This window comes from Devosia subaequoris (assembly GCF_014197055.1).
In the GTDB taxonomy this organism is placed as follows: domain Bacteria; phylum Pseudomonadota; class Alphaproteobacteria; order Rhizobiales; family Devosiaceae; genus Devosia; species Devosia subaequoris.
This window is the reverse complement of sequence record NZ_JACIEW010000001.1, coordinates 254500-269954: the sequence shown is the minus strand read 5'-3', so window position 1 is coordinate 269954 and position 15455 is coordinate 254500. Positions and strand designations below refer to the sequence as shown.

The following is a 15455-nucleotide window of genomic DNA, read 5'->3' as shown; positions in this document are numbered from 1 at the left end:
GGACCTCAACTGGGCTTGCGGTCCTATCCAGTGCGGCGCGTATGTCTGGAGCTGCCCTATGAACAAGGCGCTGATCGTTATCCTCGCCGCAGTCATGCTCGATGCCGTGGGTATCGGGCTGATCTTCCCCATTCTGCCAGCCCTGTTACGCGATGTGGGCCACACCACTGACATCGCCACGCTTTTGGGCGTGATGCTGGCGCTCTATTCGGCCTGCCAGTTCCTGTTCTCGCCCATCCTCGGTGTGTTGAGCGACCGATTCGGTCGACGGCCGGTCCTGTTGGTATCGTTGGCAGGTGCGGCCATCGACTATCTGGTCATGGCCTTTGCTCCGGAGCTCTGGTTGCTGGTGATCGGTCGCGCCATTGCTGGCATCACCAGCGCCAATATGGCGGTAGCGACCGCCTACATCACCGATATTTCGACTGAAGAGCAAAGGGCCCGGCGATTCGGCCTGTTCCACGCCATGTTCGGAATCGGCTTTATTATCGGTCCGGTGCTTGGCGGCATTCTCGGCGACATCTGGCTGCGCTCGCCCTTCCTGACTGCCGCGCTGCTCAACGGCGCCAATTTTGCCCTGGCATTGTTTCTTTTGCCCGAATCCCGCCCCGGCCACAAAGGCACACGCTTCACAAGGGGCACGCTGAACCCGTTCAAGCCCCTGGCCTGGGCGCTGACGTTCAAAGCGCTTATCCCGCTCATGGCGATCTATCTCATCATGAATCTGGTCGGCACAGTCTATGGCACTATCTGGGCCATCTTCGGCGAGGATGTCTTCGCCTGGAACGGCATGATGATCGGCCTCTCACTAGGGGCATATGGTCTGTTACACGCCATCGCGCAGGCCTTCCTCACCGGCCCCGCTGTAGCGCGACTGGGTGAACGATGGGCCTTGTTGCTGGGCATGGCCTGTGAGATCGCCGCCATGCTGGTCATGTCCCTGTCCGGGCAAGGCTGGCTGGTCTTTGTTATCATGCCCATCTTCGCTCTCGGCGGCATCGGCATGCCGGCCCTGCAATCTTTATTGACCCGGCAAGTCGATTCGGAACGGCAGGGCCAGCTACAGGGCGTTCTGGCCAGCCTTGTAAGCCTCGCTTCGGTGTTCGGACCGCTCTTCTTTTCCATGAGCTATCATGGCCTGCGTCCGAGCTGGCCAGGCGCAATTTGGCTGGTCGCAATCTGCGTTTATCTCCTGGCAGTACCGTTGATGACGCGCGTTCGACGCACCCCGACTGTGCAATCGGTACGCCGCAGTTAGGCAAAACGGGGACAATCCCCGGAATACGGGGCTTTTCGCCCATTGCGGGCTTGCGGGGGCGTTTTTTCCGGTTCATTAACAGCTTTGCACCGTCGGGCAGCCGAAAACCCCCGGATTTCCTTGCGCCAAGCGCAGAATCACAAAAGGTTGTCGGCGTTTTCGTTCGCCAGAGACGGCGGGCATTCACTGTGAGGAAACGCTATGAACAAAAACGATCTGGTTGGCGTCGTTGCCGACAAGGCTACGATCACCAAAGCACAGGCCGCCGAAGCGGTTGACGCAGTGTTCGAAGCCATTACCGCTGCTCTCAAGGGCGGCGACGAAGTTCGTCTGGTCGGCTTCGGCACTTTTGCCGTCTCCCAGCGTAAGGCTTCGACCGGCCGCAATCCGGCCACTGGCGCCGAGATTCAGATTCCGGCTTCGAACCAGGCTAAGTTCAAGCCCGGTAAGGGTCTCAAGGACGCCATCAACTAAGATTGCGTTCTGCCGGACTTTGGCAACCGGCCCCGCGCGATTTCGCCGGGGCCGTTTTTATTCCTGCAAATGTTAGTTGACGGGCAGGGACTAGCGCCCTAATCAGGGCGCCACTCAGTCGGCTCAGGCCGCTGCGGGCGATTAGCTCAGTTGGTAGAGCGCTTCGTTTACACCGAAGATGTCGGCGGTTCGAGCCCGTCATCGCCCACCATTTTCCAATCATGTGCAGAGTTAGGCCGGTCAGCTCGGCCCATCCGTGGGGCCCGTGCGTAGGGTACATCCCTGAACATGCCCCCTCGCGGCGCTGTGCTGATCCACTGCATCAGCTTTTTGGCTCTATCCCTTGATCTAAAAAAGTTATCCACAGCCTCTGCAGGCAAATGCGCATTTTGTGCGACAGAATGCGGGCAGGGCGCTTGACTTCACAATGGGCGCCCAGTACATGGACGCCACGTTGCGCGAACGACTTGTTCGCAAGCGCTGCGGGAGTAGCTCAGTTGGTTAGAGCGCCGGCCTGTCACGCCGGAGGTCGCGGGTTCGAGCCCCGTCTCTCGCGCCACCCTTTTCCTAGGGTTTGCGCGTTTCTCTCCTCACAGTTTCGACTTCTGGTTTGACCGAGTTTCAATATTTGAACATCGGCTGTTGATCTGGACTGCGCCGGGACTGCCGGAGGCTCTGGCTCCCGATTGGGATTCGAACCTGGTGAGCTAGGCAACGAACAAGTTTTCTCCCGAGAGTTTAGTTTCTTCCAAAGTGCGAACCCGAGCGGTGCGCGTGGTGCTGGAGCATGGCGGGACGTATCCGTCGCGCTGGGCGCCCGTGGTTTCGGTTTCCCGGCAGATCGCCTGTTCAGCCCCATGCGCTGAACGAGACAAGCCGAACCTTGCTGAGCGGGTATCTAGCAGTGCGTACGGAACCTCTTGTTCAGTCTCATGTTGGCTGAACAAAGGAGCTAATCATGGCAAAATACTCAGTCGGTGATCATGTAAGCTGGAATTCAGAAGCTGGGCGCGTCAGCGGTCATATCGTGAAAATTCACGCGTCAGATTTCGATTTTAAGGGCCATCGTCATCGCGCTTCCGAGCAAGACCCGCAATATTTGATTGAGAGCGATAAGACCGATCATGTTGCGGCGCACAAAGAAGGCGCATTGACCAAGCTCAAGTCATGAGCGCTGGTTTCGCCACCATCGGGCACTCGAACAGGTCGCCGGAGACTGTCATCGACATGTTGCGCGAGGCTGAGATCCGCTTGCTCGTCGACGTGCGCTCATTTCCGAAGTCACGTAGTAATCCTGACTTCAATGTTGACCTGTTCCCGCAGGTGTTGGCCCGGCATCAAATTGACTATAGGCACATGTTGGCACTTGGTGGACGTCGTCCGAAACAGCCAGACGTTGATGAAAGCCTGAACGCGTTTTGGCGGGTGCAGAGCTTTCACAACTATGCAGACTACGCCTTGTGCGCGGATTTTCGCGACGCCTTCCGTCGGCTCGTGGAACTGGGACAAGACCGTTCGCTGGCGATCATGTGCTCAGAGGCCGTTTGGTGGCGCTGCCATCGCAGGATAATCACGGATTACCTGCTTTTACATGGCTACGAGGTGCGCCATTTGATGGCACCGGGCCGCATGGACGACGCACGACCGACTGAGGTTGCTCGCTTGCGAGAAGATGGAGCGGTAGTCTACCCGGCAGCCTAGCATGACCAGGCATGGAAGCCGCTGGAATGGACGGATTACCGAGATCAGATGCGCACTTCTTGCGCCGCGCGTAGAGCGAATTGGCACCCCACAGGTTAAGCGGGCTTGCATTCTGCGGCCGGCGGCGATTATGGTGAACTCATCCACAGGGGTGCTCCGTAGGTCGGGGCTGAGATGAGGGCAGGAAGCCTTCGGACCCTAAAAGCTGATCTGGGTAATTCCAGCGGAGCGAGGCGGGCGATGTTTTCAGGCGCACAGATTTCCCTTTATCCAATGACCGACGATTTCGTCGGCGTCATCACGAGCGCACTGCGCGCGCTCACGCCTTACCGCGACCGATTGCGTGTCGAGACTGATGATGTCTCGACCCTCCTCGTTGGTCCGCCCGAAGTAATGTTCCCCGCCATGCGGGATTTGTTCAGCGCCGCCGCCCGTACCGGTGTGCATTGCACGCTCTCGGCAGCGATATCGCGCGGCTGCCCAGGCGAACCCGATGATGCCATCTGCGCATCATCCCATTTCGAGGGGCCGATGGCGCCGCTCGCGCAACGACAGGCCGCAGCGCTTTCAGCTGTCGCGAATGCCCCGAAGCTGGATGTGCCCTTGGTGGCCCAGCTTTCGCTCTACGTCATGGGCCAGGGCAACCACATGGACGAAATCTACGGCTGCGTCGAATTCCTCAAGCAGTCCGGCACCTTTGAAACGTCCAAGCATTTCGCCACCAAGCTCAGGGGCGACAGCGGCGCCCTGTTCGCGACCCTGGAGCAGGCCTTCTGCAGCTTCGGTCCACCCGAAGGACATGTCACCATCGATTTGACGGTTTCGGCCAACAGTCCCAGCGCCAGCTGAACGGAAGGTCGATCCATGTCCGACGCCTCTGCCCCACGGCGCGTCCTTGCGCGCCTGCTCAACCATGTTGGCCCGCCTGTCGCCGCGGTAGCGGCGCTGTTTGCCGGCTGGGAAGCCTATGTTCAACTCTCGGGCATTTCCGCCACGACCTTGCCCGCCCCATCGCGCATCCTCTTTCAGGCATGGGAGCAGCGCGACGCCTTGGCGCGCCACAGCATGGCCACCGTGCAAGCCACCGCCTTCGGCTTTGCCGCTTCGCTGAGCGCAGCCTTCCTGTTCTCGGTCCTTATCGATTTTTTCCGGCCGCTGCGGCGAGCGCTCTTCCCCGTCTTCATCATCACCCAGACCTTGCCCCTGGTGGCCATCGCCCCGCTGGTCGTGTTGTGGTTCGGTTTCGGGCTGACGCCGAAAATCGTGCTGGTGGCGCTCGTTACCTTTTTTCCCATGCTGGTGGCTCTGGCTCAGGGCTATGAGTCGACCGACCGCAATATCGCGGCCCTGCTGGCTTCCATGGGCGCCTCTCGCGGGCGCATCTTCGTCATGGCCCGCCTGCCTTCGGCTTTGCCCTATTTCTTTGCAGGTCTGCGCATTTCGATCACCTATGCCGTGGTCGGCGCGATCTTTGCCGAATATGCCGGCGCCGCCCGGGGTCTGGGCATCTATATCCTCAATGCCAAGAACAACTTCCGGCCCGATCTGGTGCTCGCGGCGGTGTTTGTCAGCGCGACGCTGACCTTGTTGCTGTTTGGAGCGACCGTGCTGCTGCAACGCGCCGCCATGCCCTGGGCCCGGCTGTCGGAGAGGCGGCCATGAGCCCGCTGCGTCTGGAGTTGGTCAATCTGCGCAAGCGGTTCGGCGCCACCGAAGTTCTCGACGATATCAGCCTCACTGTCCCGCGAGGCGAGTTTGTCTCGATTCTGGGCCCCTCGGGCGCCGGCAAGTCCACCATCTTGCAGCTGCTGACGGGTGCCACGGCGCCTGATGCCGGCGAGATGCTGATGGACGGCCAGCCGCTAGCGCGGGACCGGCACTGCTTTGCCTTCATGCCGCAAGGCGATGCGCTCATGCCATGGCGCCGGATGCTCGACAATGCCACGCTGGGGCTTGAGGTTCAGGGGGTGGGCCGTAAGGCCGCACGCGCCCGCGTTGCGCCGCTCTTCGCCGAATTCGGGCTCGCCGGTTTTGAACACCACTATCCCGCCCAGTTGTCGGGCGGCATGCGTCAGCGCGCCGCCTTGCTGCGCACCGTGGTGCAGCAGCGCCCGATGCTGTTGCTCGATGAGCCCTTTGGAGCGCTCGATGCGCTGACCCGCGCCCAGATGCAGCGTTGGCTCGCGACCATGTGGACCCGACACCGCTGGACGGTCCTCCTCATCACCCATGACGTGCGCGAAGCCGTGCTGCTGTCGGACCGCATCTACGTGCTGACATCCCGCCCGGCCCGTGTCGCCCATCAATTCCATCTCCCGTTCGAACATCCACGCCAAGGCGTGGGATCGCCGGCCCTTGGCGCGATCGAGGCGGACATCCTGCAGACCCTGCTAAACCCGAAGGACTAAACCCATGTCTATTTTCCGCAAGATCCTGGCACTCGGTGTTGCCGCCAGCCTCGCCGTGACGCCCGCTATCGCTCAGGCGGTTCCGGTGACCGTCGCCCTCGACTGGACGCCCAATACCAACCATATCGGCCTGTATGTGGCGCAGGCCAAGGGCTTCTACGAAGAGGCGGGCCTTGCGGTTGAAATCCTGCCCTATACCGATACCTCGGCCGGCGCCCTCGTGGCCAATAGGGTTGCCGATTTCGGCATCCTGGGCTCTATCGGCCTCTTCACCCAGCGTGCGGCGGGTGCCGATCTGGTTGCGACCTATGCTTTGGTACAGACCGAAACCGGACGCCTCGTCTTCCGGGCCGACCGCGACGATATCGAGACCCCAAGCGATCTCGACGGCAAGATCTATGGCGGCTTCGGCAGCGCCTGGGAATCGGCCCTGATCGGCACCATCATCCGCCATGATGGCGGCACGGGTGAATTCGAAACCATCACCCTGGGCACCTCGGCCTATGAAGCGCTCGCCAATGGTGCCGTCGACTTCACTCTGGAGGTCTATACCTGGGAGGGCGTCAAGGCCGAGCGCGACGGCCCGGCGCAGCGCGCTTTCCGCTATGCCGATTTTGGTGTGCCCGACCAGCACACCAACTTCATCGGCACCAGCGCCGCCTATCTCGCCGCCAATGCCGATACGGCCCGGGCCTTCATCACGGCCAGCCAGGCGGGCTATGACTATGCCGTCGCTCATCCCGACGAAGCGACCGATATCCTGGTTGCCGCAAATGCTGACGTTCTGCTCGATCGCGACTTCGTCCGCGCCTCCCTTCAGGCCTTGATCGACGGGCACTATCTCAAGGGCGAAAACGGTGCCGTCGGCACTATCGACCGGGCCAAGATGGAAGCCATGGCCTCATTCCTGTTCGACGCCGGCATCCTAAAAGATGGCGATGGCGTTGCCCTAGCCAGCCCGCCCGATGTCGCCAGCGCATTTACCAACGCCTACCTGGCCACCACGCCATGAGGGCAAGCCGGCAGCGCATGGGGCTCAATGCCGTGATATTCGGCCTGGGCAGCCATGAGGCGGGCTGGCGCATGCCCGAGAGCAATCCTCTTGCCGCGACAGATCCTGGCTATTGGCTGGAACTGGCGCGGCGGGCGGAAGAAGGCGGCTTCGATGCCCTGTTCCTGGGGGACGTGCTCGCCCTCCAGCAGAGTGCCGACCGGCATATGTCCGACGCCATGGACCCACTCGTCATTCTCTCTGCTATGGCGGCGGTCACCAGCCGCATCGGGCTGATCGGAACGGCCTCGACGAGCTTTGACCATCCGTTCCATCTCGCCCGACGCTTTGACTCGCTCGACCACATAAGCAAGGGCCGGGCGGGGTGGAACATCGTCACCTCCTCCAATCCGCTCGAGGCCTACAATTTCGGGCTCGACGCGATGCCTGACCACGCCGAGCGCTACGCCCGAGCCGCGGACGTTACAGATGCCACAATTGCCCTATGGAACTCGTGGGAAGCGGATGCCCGCATTGCCGACAAGCCATCAGGCCGGTATCTCGACCCCGCGAAGGTTCAGCCTATAAACCACGACGGTGCTTTTGTGCGCAGCCGCGGTCCGCTCAACGTACCGCGCTCGCCGCAAGGCCGTCCAATCCTTGCGCAAGCCGGTGCGTCCGAAGCGGGCCGCGACTTCGCCGCCCGCTATGCCGATATGGTTTTTACCGTGCAGTCCGACTTGGCCGACGCCCAGGCCTTCTACCGGGACATGAAGGCGCGCGCCGTCCAGCATGGCCGCCGGCCCGACAGCCCTCTGATCTACCCCGGCATCGTCCCTGTCGCCGCGCCCACTCGGCAGCAGGCCGAGCACCGCCTGGCGCAAATGAATAGCTTTATGGTCATCGAGCATGTCCTGGCCAAGCTCTCTGAATTCCTCGGAACAGATCTCTCCAAGGCAGATCTCGATGCGCTATTGCCCGACACGATCGGCGCCGATGCGGCACAGATCCAATCAAGCCAGAGCCGCGTCGCCGTTCTGGTCAATATCGCCCGCAAAGACGACCTGACACTGCGGCAGCTCCTCATGCGCCTCGCCAGCGGGCGCGGGCATTTGCTCGCGATTGGAACGGGCGCAGATATTGCAGCCACAATGCAGCTATGGTTCGAAAATGGCGCAGCGGACGGCTTCAACGTCATGGCCCCCGTCATGCCAGCCGACCTGCAGAGCTTTGTCGATTTCGTCATCCCCGCGCTCGTCGCAAGGGGACTGTTTGCTGTAGACCATCACCCGACCCTCCGCCAACGCCTTGGCTTGTCCTCGTCCGATGGCTCGGCTGGCTCCATTTGAGCTGAGCAATGCGCCCCGGATCGCTCTTCATGGGGTGCCATTCATCATATAGTCGTGAGCCGGATGATCCGGCGTAACTTCAGGCGCATGATGACCGTACTTGCTGGCAAAGGTTCAGCATGAGGATTCAAGATGCCCGAAAGCCGGTCACCACATTTCGCATTTGCAGATCGCCTGCCGCGCCGCCGCCTGCTGGCTGGCCTGGCCGCATTGTCTGCACTCGCCTTGCCGTTTGCCGGACTGCCGGCGCAAGCGCAGGAAGAGCCCGTCGTGATTCCGGCCCCGGCGCAGGATCTTGAGGAAGCGGGTAATACCGCGATCGCGATCTTCGCCGGTGGCTGCTTCTGGGGCGTCCAGGGCGTGTTCCAGCGGGTCAAGGGCGTCACCAATGCAGTGTCGGGCTATTCCGGGGGCGAGGCGGCCACCGCTACCTATGACAGGACCAATCGCGGTGACACTGGCCATGCCGAAACCGTCGAGATTACCTACGACCCGCAGGTCGTCAGTTTCGGCGAATTGATGCACGTCTATTTCTCGGTCGCGCACAACGCCACACAACTGAACTTTCAGGGTCCGGATCGCGGCACGCAATATCGCTCGACCATCTTCACGATGAACCCCGATCAGCGCCGCGTGGCCGAAGCCTATATCGACCAGCTGGATGCGACCGGTCTGTTCGAGGGGCCGATCGTAACCACCCTTGAACCCTTCGAGGCCTTCTATCCGGCCGAGCAGTACCATCAGGATTTCCTGACGCTCAATCCGGACTGGCCCTATATCGTGGTCCACGATCTACCCAAGATCGCGGCCCTTGAAGAGCTTTTTCCCGACAAGTTCCGCTCCGAACCGGTGCTTGTAGGGATGCTGCCGGCGAGCTGATGGCTGAGTGTGGCCTCGCGGTCACACCGATTAATTGCCTTGCCCTGGCCGTCAGATCGTCGCGTTTGGCCCCAAAAGGCCTGCAAAACTAGGCGTGCGGCGACCCGCGAATGGTTGCAAGGGCAGCCAAAACCGCGGTCGTCGTCGCGGAAAACCATCCCGGAACTCCCATTTAATGGGGGCGTTTCGGCTGCAACAGATGGCTCAGTACAAGGATGACAGCAATGCGGATCGCAGCAACTATTGCCCTCGCGGCCCTCGCCACCACAGTTCCCGCCGGTGCTGCCATGGCTGCCGACCTTATTACCGTGCCGACCTCCACCCAGGCCGAATTGCCTATGGTTGATGCTGCGGGATTCGATTGGAGCGGTTTTTATGCCGGCGTGCATGGCACCGCGCAGAACGGTTCGACTAGCGGCACACAATATGGTCTCGGTATTCAGGCCGGTGTGAACGCCCAGTTCGATTTCTATCTGCTGGGCGCCGAAGTGGCGGTCAGCGGTCTGTTGGAGAACGGAACAGTCGGCGAAACGACCTACGGTCAGGTCCTTGGTCGTGCCGGCCTGGTTGTCTCCGACAACGTGGCTGTCTATGCAGCTGGCGGCTACGGCATCGACATGGGCCCTCCCGGTGAGGAGGACGCCCTCCTTGGTGGTGGCGTTGAACTGGCGGTCACCGATGACATTTCGGTGCGTGCCCAATATCTGCATGGCTTTCCTGTTCAGGGCGGCAATGACAAGAATCAGTTCACTCTGGGCGCCAGCTACCACTTCTAGTGCGCACCTGGCGGTTGCTCGATCGGCCTCGCATGCGTGCATGCGGGGCCGATTGTGTTCTTGGCGAAATTGTGTCAGCTAAATGGCAGGAGAGGTTCCGGCGCCACAATTGCCTGCGCGAAGCGCGCGGGCAGGGGGCAGAACATGGCAATTGTATCAAATTGAACCAATTCCGGTGTGTTCGTGCAACACCTGCCCGGAAATGGTCACCGAATCTTATCCGCGCTAGCAAATTTGCTGTTGCGCTCTCTTGCCAGTCACGCGCCTGTCAGGCATCTATCGGTCGACTACGGTTAACTCTATGGGAGTGCAAGACATGTTTGTACGTTCTTTGGCCATTGGCGTTTCCGCCGCGGCTCTCATGGTTGGTGGCGCTCAGGCTGCTGACCTCATCATCCCGACCACTCCGGAGCCGATCTACGCTCCGGCCGGTTTCGACTGGGAAGGCCTCTATGTCGGTGCCCGTCTCGGCGGTCTCTTCACTGGTGACCAGGCCGGCGCCAATAACTACGCCGGTCTTCCGGACGCCACCACCTATGGTGTCGTTGGTGCTGCCGTCGGTGTGAATTTCATCCCGATGGATCCGGTCCTGCTCGGTGTTGAAGTCACTGCAGACTACCTGTGGAACACCGCTGCTGCTCCGACAAGCTCGGCTGAGTTCTTCGCGAATCTCCGTGCCGGTGCCGTTGTCACCGACAATGCGCTGATCTACGCACTGGGTGGTGTGGGCTTCAACAACACTGCTGGCACCTCGACTGGTGTCTACCAGCTCGGTGGTGGTGTTGAGTTCGCCGTCAATGACGTTGTCACCGTCCGCGGTGAAGTAGTCGGCCAGGGTGACTTTACCGGTGGCGCAAACGACACGTTCTTCGAGTCGGCTAAGGCCACCGTCGGCGTATTCTACCACTTCTAAGTTTGTAGTGCTTCGGGGCGGCATCCGTCCCGGGGCGCGCAATCTTGCAGCCCATCGCGGCGGACCGATTCTTTCGGTCCGCCGTTTTGGTTTTCAGGCGCCTGAATCGTTTCGCCGGTCTGGCAGCTCAATCTACGATGAGCAGATCAGCGCAGAAGCTGACTCGATAGCAGCGTGCTAGTGGACGCGCGTTTAGAGCAATTCCTTTGCTCTGATGGGCTCACGGCGGGGCATGAGGCGCGAAAAATCGCCTCTTAGTTATATGAATGTTTTGATCATATTTTCTTTCCCTTGAAACGATTGGGGGGAAGGTCTAAGCCGTTGCCCATCACCGGCGCTTCGGCCTGTTTGCCCCAATTGCATTGCGGCCCGCGCGCTTCTCGGTCCCCTCTGGCCGGTTTGAACTTTAGGCTGCCGCATGACTGAATTGCTCAGCAATTACCTGCCCATCGTCATCTTCATCGCCTTGTCCGCTCTTATTGGCGGCGCCCTTTTGGTGGCGCCTTTCCTGGTTGCGGTGAAGCGTCCCGATCCGGAGAAGGTTTCGGCCTTCGAAGCTGGCTTCGAAGCCTTCGGCGATGCCCGCATGAAGGTCGATGTTCGATTCTACCTCGTGGCGATTCTCTTCATCATCTTTGATCTTGAAGTGGCTTTCCTCTTTCCGTGGGCAGTCGCATTCCGGGACGTGGGCTGGTTTGGGTTCTGGTCCATGATGATCTTCCTGGCCGTGCTGACCATCGGCTTTATCTATGAATGGCGTAAGGGAGCTCTGGAATGGGATTGAGCCCGTCCAGTTCGACACTGGTTACCCCCCAGCCCACGGGCGCGATCGATCCGGCAACCGGCAAGCCCGTTGGTGCGGATGATCCGTTCTTTGCTGGCGTAAACAATGAGTTGGCCGACAAGGGCTTTCTTGTGACCACTGTGTCGCAACTCATCACCTGGGCCCGTACCGGCTCGCTGATGTGGATGCAGACCGGTCTGGCCTGCTGCGCCGTGGAAATGATGCAGATGTCGATGCCGCGCTACGACATCGAACGATTCGGAACTGCACCGCGTGCTTCGCCGCGTCAGTCCGACGTTTTGATTGTTGCCGGTACACTGACCAACAAGATGGCGCCCGCTCTGCGCAAGGTCTATGACCAGATGCCCGAGCCGCGCTACGTCATCTCCATGGGCAGTTGCGCCAATGGCGGCGGCTACTACCACTATTCCTATTCCGTCGTGCGCGGCTGTGATCGGGTTCTGCCGGTGGACATTTATGTCCCGGGCTGTCCGCCGACGGCAGAAGCACTTCTTTACGGCATTCTCCTTCTGCAGAAGAAGATTCGCCGCGACGGTACGATCGAACGATAGGGCAGGGGCATGGACGAAACTGTTGTCGAGCCGATTGCTGTCGACCCGCTGGTGACGCTTGGCGAGCATGTCGCTTCGTCCCTGGGTGATGCCGTCCAGGGTTTTGAGGTGGCCTTTGGTGACCTGACCGTCACTGTGGCGCGTGATTCCATCGTCAATGTGGCGACGTTCCTGCGCGATGATCCGAAATGCCGCTTCATCAGCTTTGTCGACGTTTGCGGCGCGGACTATCCTGCGCGCGTGTCTCGCTTTGAAGTGGTCTATCACTTCCTGAGCCCGCATCTGAATCACCGCATCCGGGTCAAGCTGGAAGCCGATGATGCGACCCCCGTCCCCTCGATTTGTGGCGTCTTTGCGGGTGCCAACTGGTTCGAGCGCGAGGTCTATGACCTCTATGGCGTCTTGTTCTCCGGCCATCCCGATCTGCGTCGTATCCTCACGGACTACGGCTTTGATGGACACCCGCTGCGCAAGGATTTCCCGCTGACCGGCTTTGTCGAGGTTCGCTACGACGAAGAACGCAAGCGTGTCGTGTATGAGCCGGTGACCCTGGCCCAGGAATTCCGCACGTTCGATTATTTGTCGCCTTGGGAAGGTACGGACTACGTGCTGCCAGGCGACGAGAAGGCGAAGAACTGATGTCTGAAGTCGACGTTCGCAACTTCACGCTGAACTTTGGCCCCGTGCACCCCTCGGCGCACGGCGTGCTGCGCATGATCCTCGAGCTCGATGGCGAGCTGGTGGAGCGCGTTGATCCGCATGTTGGACTGTTGCATCGCGGCACTGAAAAGCTGATCGAGCACAAGACCTATTTGCAGGCTGTGCCCTATTTCGACCGGCTCGATTACGTGGCACCGATGAACCAGGAGCATGCCTTTGCCCTGGCCGTCGAGCGCATGCTCGAGCTTGAAGTGCCGCGTCGTGGCCAGCTCATCCGCGTGCTCTACGCCGAGATCGGCCGCCTCCTGGCACACCTGATGAACGTAACCACCCAGGCCATGGACATTGGGGCGCTGACCCCGCCGCTTTGGGGTTTCGAGCAGCGCGAAAAACTCATGGTCTTCTATGAGCGCGCTTCTGGCGCCCGCATGCATGCGGCCTATTTCCGTCCCGGTGGCGTCCACCAGGATCTGCCGCAGGCGTTGATCGACGACATCGCCGTGTTCTGCGACGAATTCCCGGCCGCTCTCAAAGATATCGACACCCTGCTGACCGGCAATCGCATCTTCAAGCAGCGCAATGTTGATATCGGCGTTGTGCCGCTCGAAGAGGCTTGGGGTCGCGGCTTCTCTGGTGTCATGGTGCGCGCCTCCGGCGCTGCCTGGGATCTGCGCAAGAGCCAGCCCTATGACGCCTATGCCGAAATGGAATTCGACATTCCGGTCGGCTCCAATGGGGATTGCTATGATCGTTACCTGATCCGCATGGAAGAAATGCGTCAGGCCAATGAGATCATGAAGCAGTGCATTGCCAAGTTGAATGCGCCAGACGGCAAGGGCCCCGTTTCTTCGACTGACGGCAAGGTCGTGCCACCCAGCCGCGGTGAAATGAAGCAGTCCATGGAGGCGCTCATCCACCACTTCAAGCTCTACACCGAAGGGTTCAAGGTGCCGGCTGGCGAGATCTACGCCGCCGTCGAAGCCCCCAAGGGTGAGTTTGGCGTCTATCTGGTGTCCGACGGCACCAACAAACCCTACCGCTGCCACATCCGTGCGCCGGGCTTTGCCCATCTCAGTGCCATGGACTATCTCTGCCGCAAGCACATGCTGGCAGACGTGACCGCGATCCTGGGGTCGATTGATATTGTGTTCGGAGAGGTGGATCGCTGATGTCTACGCGACGCCTTGCAGAAGAGTCGGTGCAACCGGCAAATTTTGCGTTCAACGCTGAAAATCAGGCCTGGGCCGAAAAGCGCATTGCGCTTTATCCGGCTGGCCGTCAGCAGTCTGCCGTCATCCCGCTGCTCATGCGTGCGCAGGATCAGGATGGCTGGGTCACCCGTGCGACCATCGAAAAGGTCGCCGAGATGCTGGATATGCCCTATATCCGCGTGCTCGAAGTGGCGACTTTTTACACCCAGTTCCAGCTCCAGCCGGTGGGCAAGAACGCCCACATCCAGGTCTGTGGCACCACCCCCTGCATGCTGCGTGGGGCCGAAGGGCTGATCGAGGTTTGTAAGAGCAAGATCCATCCTGAGCCGCACCATCTCAACGAAGATGGGACCATGAGCTGGGAAGAGGTCGAGTGCCTCGGCGCCTGCGTGAACGCGCCCATGGTGATGATTTATCACGATGTGTACGAAGACCTGACGCCCGAGCGTATGGAAGAAATCGTGGATGCCTTCGCCGCCGGCAAGGGTGACACCATCGCACCCGGGCCGCAGATCGACCGCATGACATCTGCTGCCATCGGCGGCCGCACGACCCTGCTCGAGCAACCTACCGCCGAGCGCGAAAAATTCGTGCCGCCCCCGACGCCCGAGGCTGAAGCCGCTCCGGCTACTGCGCCTGCTGCCAAGACTGAACCTGATACCGCCGCAAAGCCCAAGGACGTTGCCGCTGAAAACGCTCCGGCGATCAAGGGCACGCCGGAAAAGGCCAAGGTCAGCCAGGCCAAGGCAGAAGCCGAGCGTAAATCAGCCGACGCCTCCGCCAAGGCCACCGGCAAGCCGAATACTGCAATGCGCGAAGGCGCCACCGGGGCTGAATCTCACGCCGAAGGCGTTGACGACGGCAAGGCGGTCGGCAAGGCACACGCCACGCCGCCAGGCATTGGCGGCACGTCGGCGCAGGTCGATGAAGATAAGCCAGTGGTCAAAGCACCGGCAGCTAACCCCAAGGAAGTGACGCCGACCGTAGAGAAGGGTGGCGAACTGACGCCCTTGTTCGAACGTCCGGACGGTCCGGCCGACAATCTGAAGCTAATCTCGGGCGTTGGCCCGGTCATCGAGCGCAAGCTCAATGCCCTGGGCATTACCCGCTACGACCAGATTGCCGGGCTCGAGAAGGCCGACATTAGCCGTGTCGACGAACTCCTGAACTTCAAGGGCCGAATTGAGCGGGACGACTGGCTCAGGCAGGCCAAGGCGCTGGCCGAGGGCGGCGCCGAGGAATATCGCAAGGTATTCGGGAAGGACCCGCGCTAAATGACCATTGGTGGTATCGATTTTCGGGCTCTGACCATCGCGGACTACGCTGTAGGCGTGGTCTATGCGGTGCTGGGCACGTTTATCGTCACCGGCTTTGAAATGGTTCTCAATATTTCATTGCCCAGCTTCGTGGCTGCGGCAGTGGGGGCAGCGATCGGTGTCGCTGCCTGGTTTATCTTTTTGTTGAAGCGGAAAAGCTGAT

General features: G+C 60.6%; 18 protein-coding genes, 2 tRNA genes and 1 riboswitch. All 20 genes read left to right on the top strand.

Annotated elements, in window-relative coordinates; genetic code table 11:
* Positions 1-58 precede the first annotated feature (58 nt).
* The 20 genes from tet (at position 59) to GGR20_RS01215 (ending at position 15454) form a co-directional block, all read left to right on the top strand.
* Positions 59-1258, top strand: a complete 1200-nt coding sequence (gene tet, locus GGR20_RS01310; protein ID WP_183309434.1) for a Tet(A)/Tet(B)/Tet(C) family tetracycline efflux MFS transporter — start codon at positions 59-61, stop codon at positions 1256-1258.
* 201 nt (positions 1259-1459) lie between these two features.
* Positions 1460-1732: an HU family DNA-binding protein gene (locus GGR20_RS01305; protein ID WP_046104301.1), complete on the top strand. Its 273-nt coding sequence runs from the start codon at positions 1460-1462 to the stop codon at positions 1730-1732.
* Between the two features lie 135 nt (positions 1733-1867).
* Positions 1868-1943, top strand: a tRNA-Val gene (locus GGR20_RS01300).
* 271 nt (positions 1944-2214) lie between these two features.
* Positions 2215-2291: transfer RNA gene (locus GGR20_RS01295), tRNA-Asp, on the top strand.
* A 399-nt stretch (positions 2292-2690) separates the two neighbouring features.
* Positions 2691-2903, top strand: a complete 213-nt coding sequence (locus GGR20_RS01290; RefSeq protein ID WP_183309433.1) for a hypervirulence associated TUDOR domain-containing protein — start codon at positions 2691-2693, stop codon at positions 2901-2903.
* Complete coding sequence (locus GGR20_RS01285; protein WP_183309432.1) at positions 2900-3433, top strand: DUF488 domain-containing protein; 534 nt, start codon at positions 2900-2902, stop codon at positions 3431-3433. The genes GGR20_RS01290 and GGR20_RS01285 overlap by 4 nt, the downstream gene beginning before the upstream one ends.
* A gap of 137 nt (positions 3434-3570) precedes the next feature.
* Positions 3571-3683: riboswitch (TPP riboswitch) on the top strand.
* On the top strand, positions 3674-4282 hold the full coding sequence (locus tag GGR20_RS01280; protein ID WP_183309431.1) for a YkoF family thiamine/hydroxymethylpyrimidine-binding protein: 609 nt from the start codon (positions 3674-3676) through the stop codon (positions 4280-4282). Its footprint overlaps the riboswitch before it by 10 nt.
* Positions 4283-4297: 15 nt before the next feature.
* On the top strand, positions 4298-5095 hold the full coding sequence (locus tag GGR20_RS01275) for an ABC transporter permease (RefSeq protein WP_183309430.1): 798 nt from the start codon (positions 4298-4300) through the stop codon (positions 5093-5095).
* Complete coding sequence (locus tag GGR20_RS01270) at positions 5092-5841, top strand: ABC transporter ATP-binding protein (RefSeq protein WP_183309429.1); 750 nt, start codon at positions 5092-5094, stop codon at positions 5839-5841. Before GGR20_RS01275 ends, GGR20_RS01270 begins: the two co-directional genes overlap by 4 nt.
* A 4-nt stretch (positions 5842-5845) precedes the next feature.
* Positions 5846-6853, top strand: a complete 1008-nt coding sequence (locus tag GGR20_RS01265; RefSeq protein ID WP_183309428.1) for an ABC transporter substrate-binding protein — start codon at positions 5846-5848, stop codon at positions 6851-6853.
* Positions 6850-8181 carry an LLM class flavin-dependent oxidoreductase gene (locus GGR20_RS01260; protein ID WP_183309427.1) on the top strand — a complete coding sequence of 444 codons (1332 nt, stop codon included), beginning with the start codon at positions 6850-6852 and terminating at the stop codon, positions 8179-8181. Before GGR20_RS01265 ends, GGR20_RS01260 begins: the two co-directional genes overlap by 4 nt.
* A 132-nt stretch (positions 8182-8313) precedes the next feature.
* Complete coding sequence (gene msrA / locus GGR20_RS01255; protein WP_183309426.1) at positions 8314-9060, top strand: peptide-methionine (S)-S-oxide reductase MsrA; 747 nt, start codon at positions 8314-8316, stop codon at positions 9058-9060.
* A 224-nt stretch (positions 9061-9284) separates the two neighbouring features.
* Positions 9285-9836 (top strand): outer membrane protein, encoded by a 552-nt coding sequence (locus tag GGR20_RS01250; protein WP_183309425.1) that lies wholly within the window; start codon positions 9285-9287, stop codon positions 9834-9836.
* Between the two features lie 316 nt (positions 9837-10152).
* A complete protein-coding gene (locus GGR20_RS01245; RefSeq protein WP_183309424.1) occupies positions 10153-10749 on the top strand; it encodes an outer membrane protein in 597 nt (198 codons plus the stop codon).
* 418 nt (positions 10750-11167) lie between these two features.
* Positions 11168-11533, top strand: coding sequence for an NADH-quinone oxidoreductase subunit A (locus GGR20_RS01240; RefSeq protein WP_183309423.1), 366 nt, complete (start codon positions 11168-11170; stop codon positions 11531-11533).
* Positions 11524-12105: a NuoB/complex I 20 kDa subunit family protein gene (locus GGR20_RS01235; protein WP_183309422.1), complete on the top strand. Its 582-nt coding sequence runs from the start codon at positions 11524-11526 to the stop codon at positions 12103-12105. Before GGR20_RS01240 ends, GGR20_RS01235 begins: the two co-directional genes overlap by 10 nt.
* 9 nt (positions 12106-12114) lie before the next feature.
* Positions 12115-12744, top strand: coding sequence for an NADH-quinone oxidoreductase subunit C (locus GGR20_RS01230; RefSeq protein ID WP_183309421.1), 630 nt, complete (start codon positions 12115-12117; stop codon positions 12742-12744).
* Positions 12744-13934 carry an NADH-quinone oxidoreductase subunit D gene (locus GGR20_RS01225; RefSeq protein ID WP_183309420.1) on the top strand — a complete coding sequence of 397 codons (1191 nt, stop codon included), beginning with the start codon at positions 12744-12746 and terminating at the stop codon, positions 13932-13934. The genes GGR20_RS01230 and GGR20_RS01225 overlap by 1 nt, the downstream gene beginning before the upstream one ends.
* Positions 13934-15250, top strand: a complete 1317-nt coding sequence (gene nuoE, locus GGR20_RS01220) for an NADH-quinone oxidoreductase subunit NuoE (RefSeq protein WP_183309419.1) — start codon at positions 13934-13936, stop codon at positions 15248-15250. Before GGR20_RS01225 ends, nuoE begins: the two co-directional genes overlap by 1 nt.
* On the top strand, positions 15251-15454 hold the full coding sequence (locus GGR20_RS01215) for a hypothetical protein (RefSeq protein WP_183309418.1): 204 nt from the start codon (positions 15251-15253) through the stop codon (positions 15452-15454). It abuts the gene before it with no gap.
* Position 15455 lies beyond the last annotated feature (1 nt).

Bases quoted from the DNA above. Each gene is read 5' to 3' on its own strand.
- tet (WP_183309434.1), top strand. From the start codon at position 59: ATGAACAAGGCGCTGATCGTTATCCTCGCCGCAGTCATGCTCGATGCC.
- GGR20_RS01305 (WP_046104301.1), top strand. From the start codon at position 1,460: ATGAACAAAAACGATCTGGTTGGCGTCGTTGCCGACAAGGCTACGATC.
- GGR20_RS01290 (WP_183309433.1), top strand. From the start codon at position 2,691: ATGGCAAAATACTCAGTCGGTGATCATGTAAGCTGGAATTCAGAAGCT.
- GGR20_RS01285 (WP_183309432.1), top strand. From the start codon at position 2,900: ATGAGCGCTGGTTTCGCCACCATCGGGCACTCGAACAGGTCGCCGGAG.
- GGR20_RS01280 (WP_183309431.1), top strand. From the start codon at position 3,674: ATGTTTTCAGGCGCACAGATTTCCCTTTATCCAATGACCGACGATTTC.
- GGR20_RS01275 (WP_183309430.1), top strand. From the start codon at position 4,298: ATGTCCGACGCCTCTGCCCCACGGCGCGTCCTTGCGCGCCTGCTCAAC.
- GGR20_RS01270 (WP_183309429.1), top strand. From the start codon at position 5,092: ATGAGCCCGCTGCGTCTGGAGTTGGTCAATCTGCGCAAGCGGTTCGGC.
- GGR20_RS01265 (WP_183309428.1), top strand. From the start codon at position 5,846: ATGTCTATTTTCCGCAAGATCCTGGCACTCGGTGTTGCCGCCAGCCTC.
- GGR20_RS01260 (WP_183309427.1), top strand. From the start codon at position 6,850: ATGAGGGCAAGCCGGCAGCGCATGGGGCTCAATGCCGTGATATTCGGC.
- msrA (WP_183309426.1), top strand. From the start codon at position 8,314: ATGCCCGAAAGCCGGTCACCACATTTCGCATTTGCAGATCGCCTGCCG.
- GGR20_RS01250 (WP_183309425.1), top strand. From the start codon at position 9,285: ATGCGGATCGCAGCAACTATTGCCCTCGCGGCCCTCGCCACCACAGTT.
- GGR20_RS01245 (WP_183309424.1), top strand. From the start codon at position 10,153: ATGTTTGTACGTTCTTTGGCCATTGGCGTTTCCGCCGCGGCTCTCATG.
- GGR20_RS01240 (WP_183309423.1), top strand. From the start codon at position 11,168: ATGACTGAATTGCTCAGCAATTACCTGCCCATCGTCATCTTCATCGCC.
- GGR20_RS01235 (WP_183309422.1), top strand. From the start codon at position 11,524: ATGGGATTGAGCCCGTCCAGTTCGACACTGGTTACCCCCCAGCCCACG.
- GGR20_RS01230 (WP_183309421.1), top strand. From the start codon at position 12,115: ATGGACGAAACTGTTGTCGAGCCGATTGCTGTCGACCCGCTGGTGACG.
- GGR20_RS01225 (WP_183309420.1), top strand. From the start codon at position 12,744: ATGTCTGAAGTCGACGTTCGCAACTTCACGCTGAACTTTGGCCCCGTG.
- nuoE (WP_183309419.1), top strand. From the start codon at position 13,934: ATGTCTACGCGACGCCTTGCAGAAGAGTCGGTGCAACCGGCAAATTTT.
- GGR20_RS01215 (WP_183309418.1), top strand. From the start codon at position 15,251: ATGACCATTGGTGGTATCGATTTTCGGGCTCTGACCATCGCGGACTAC.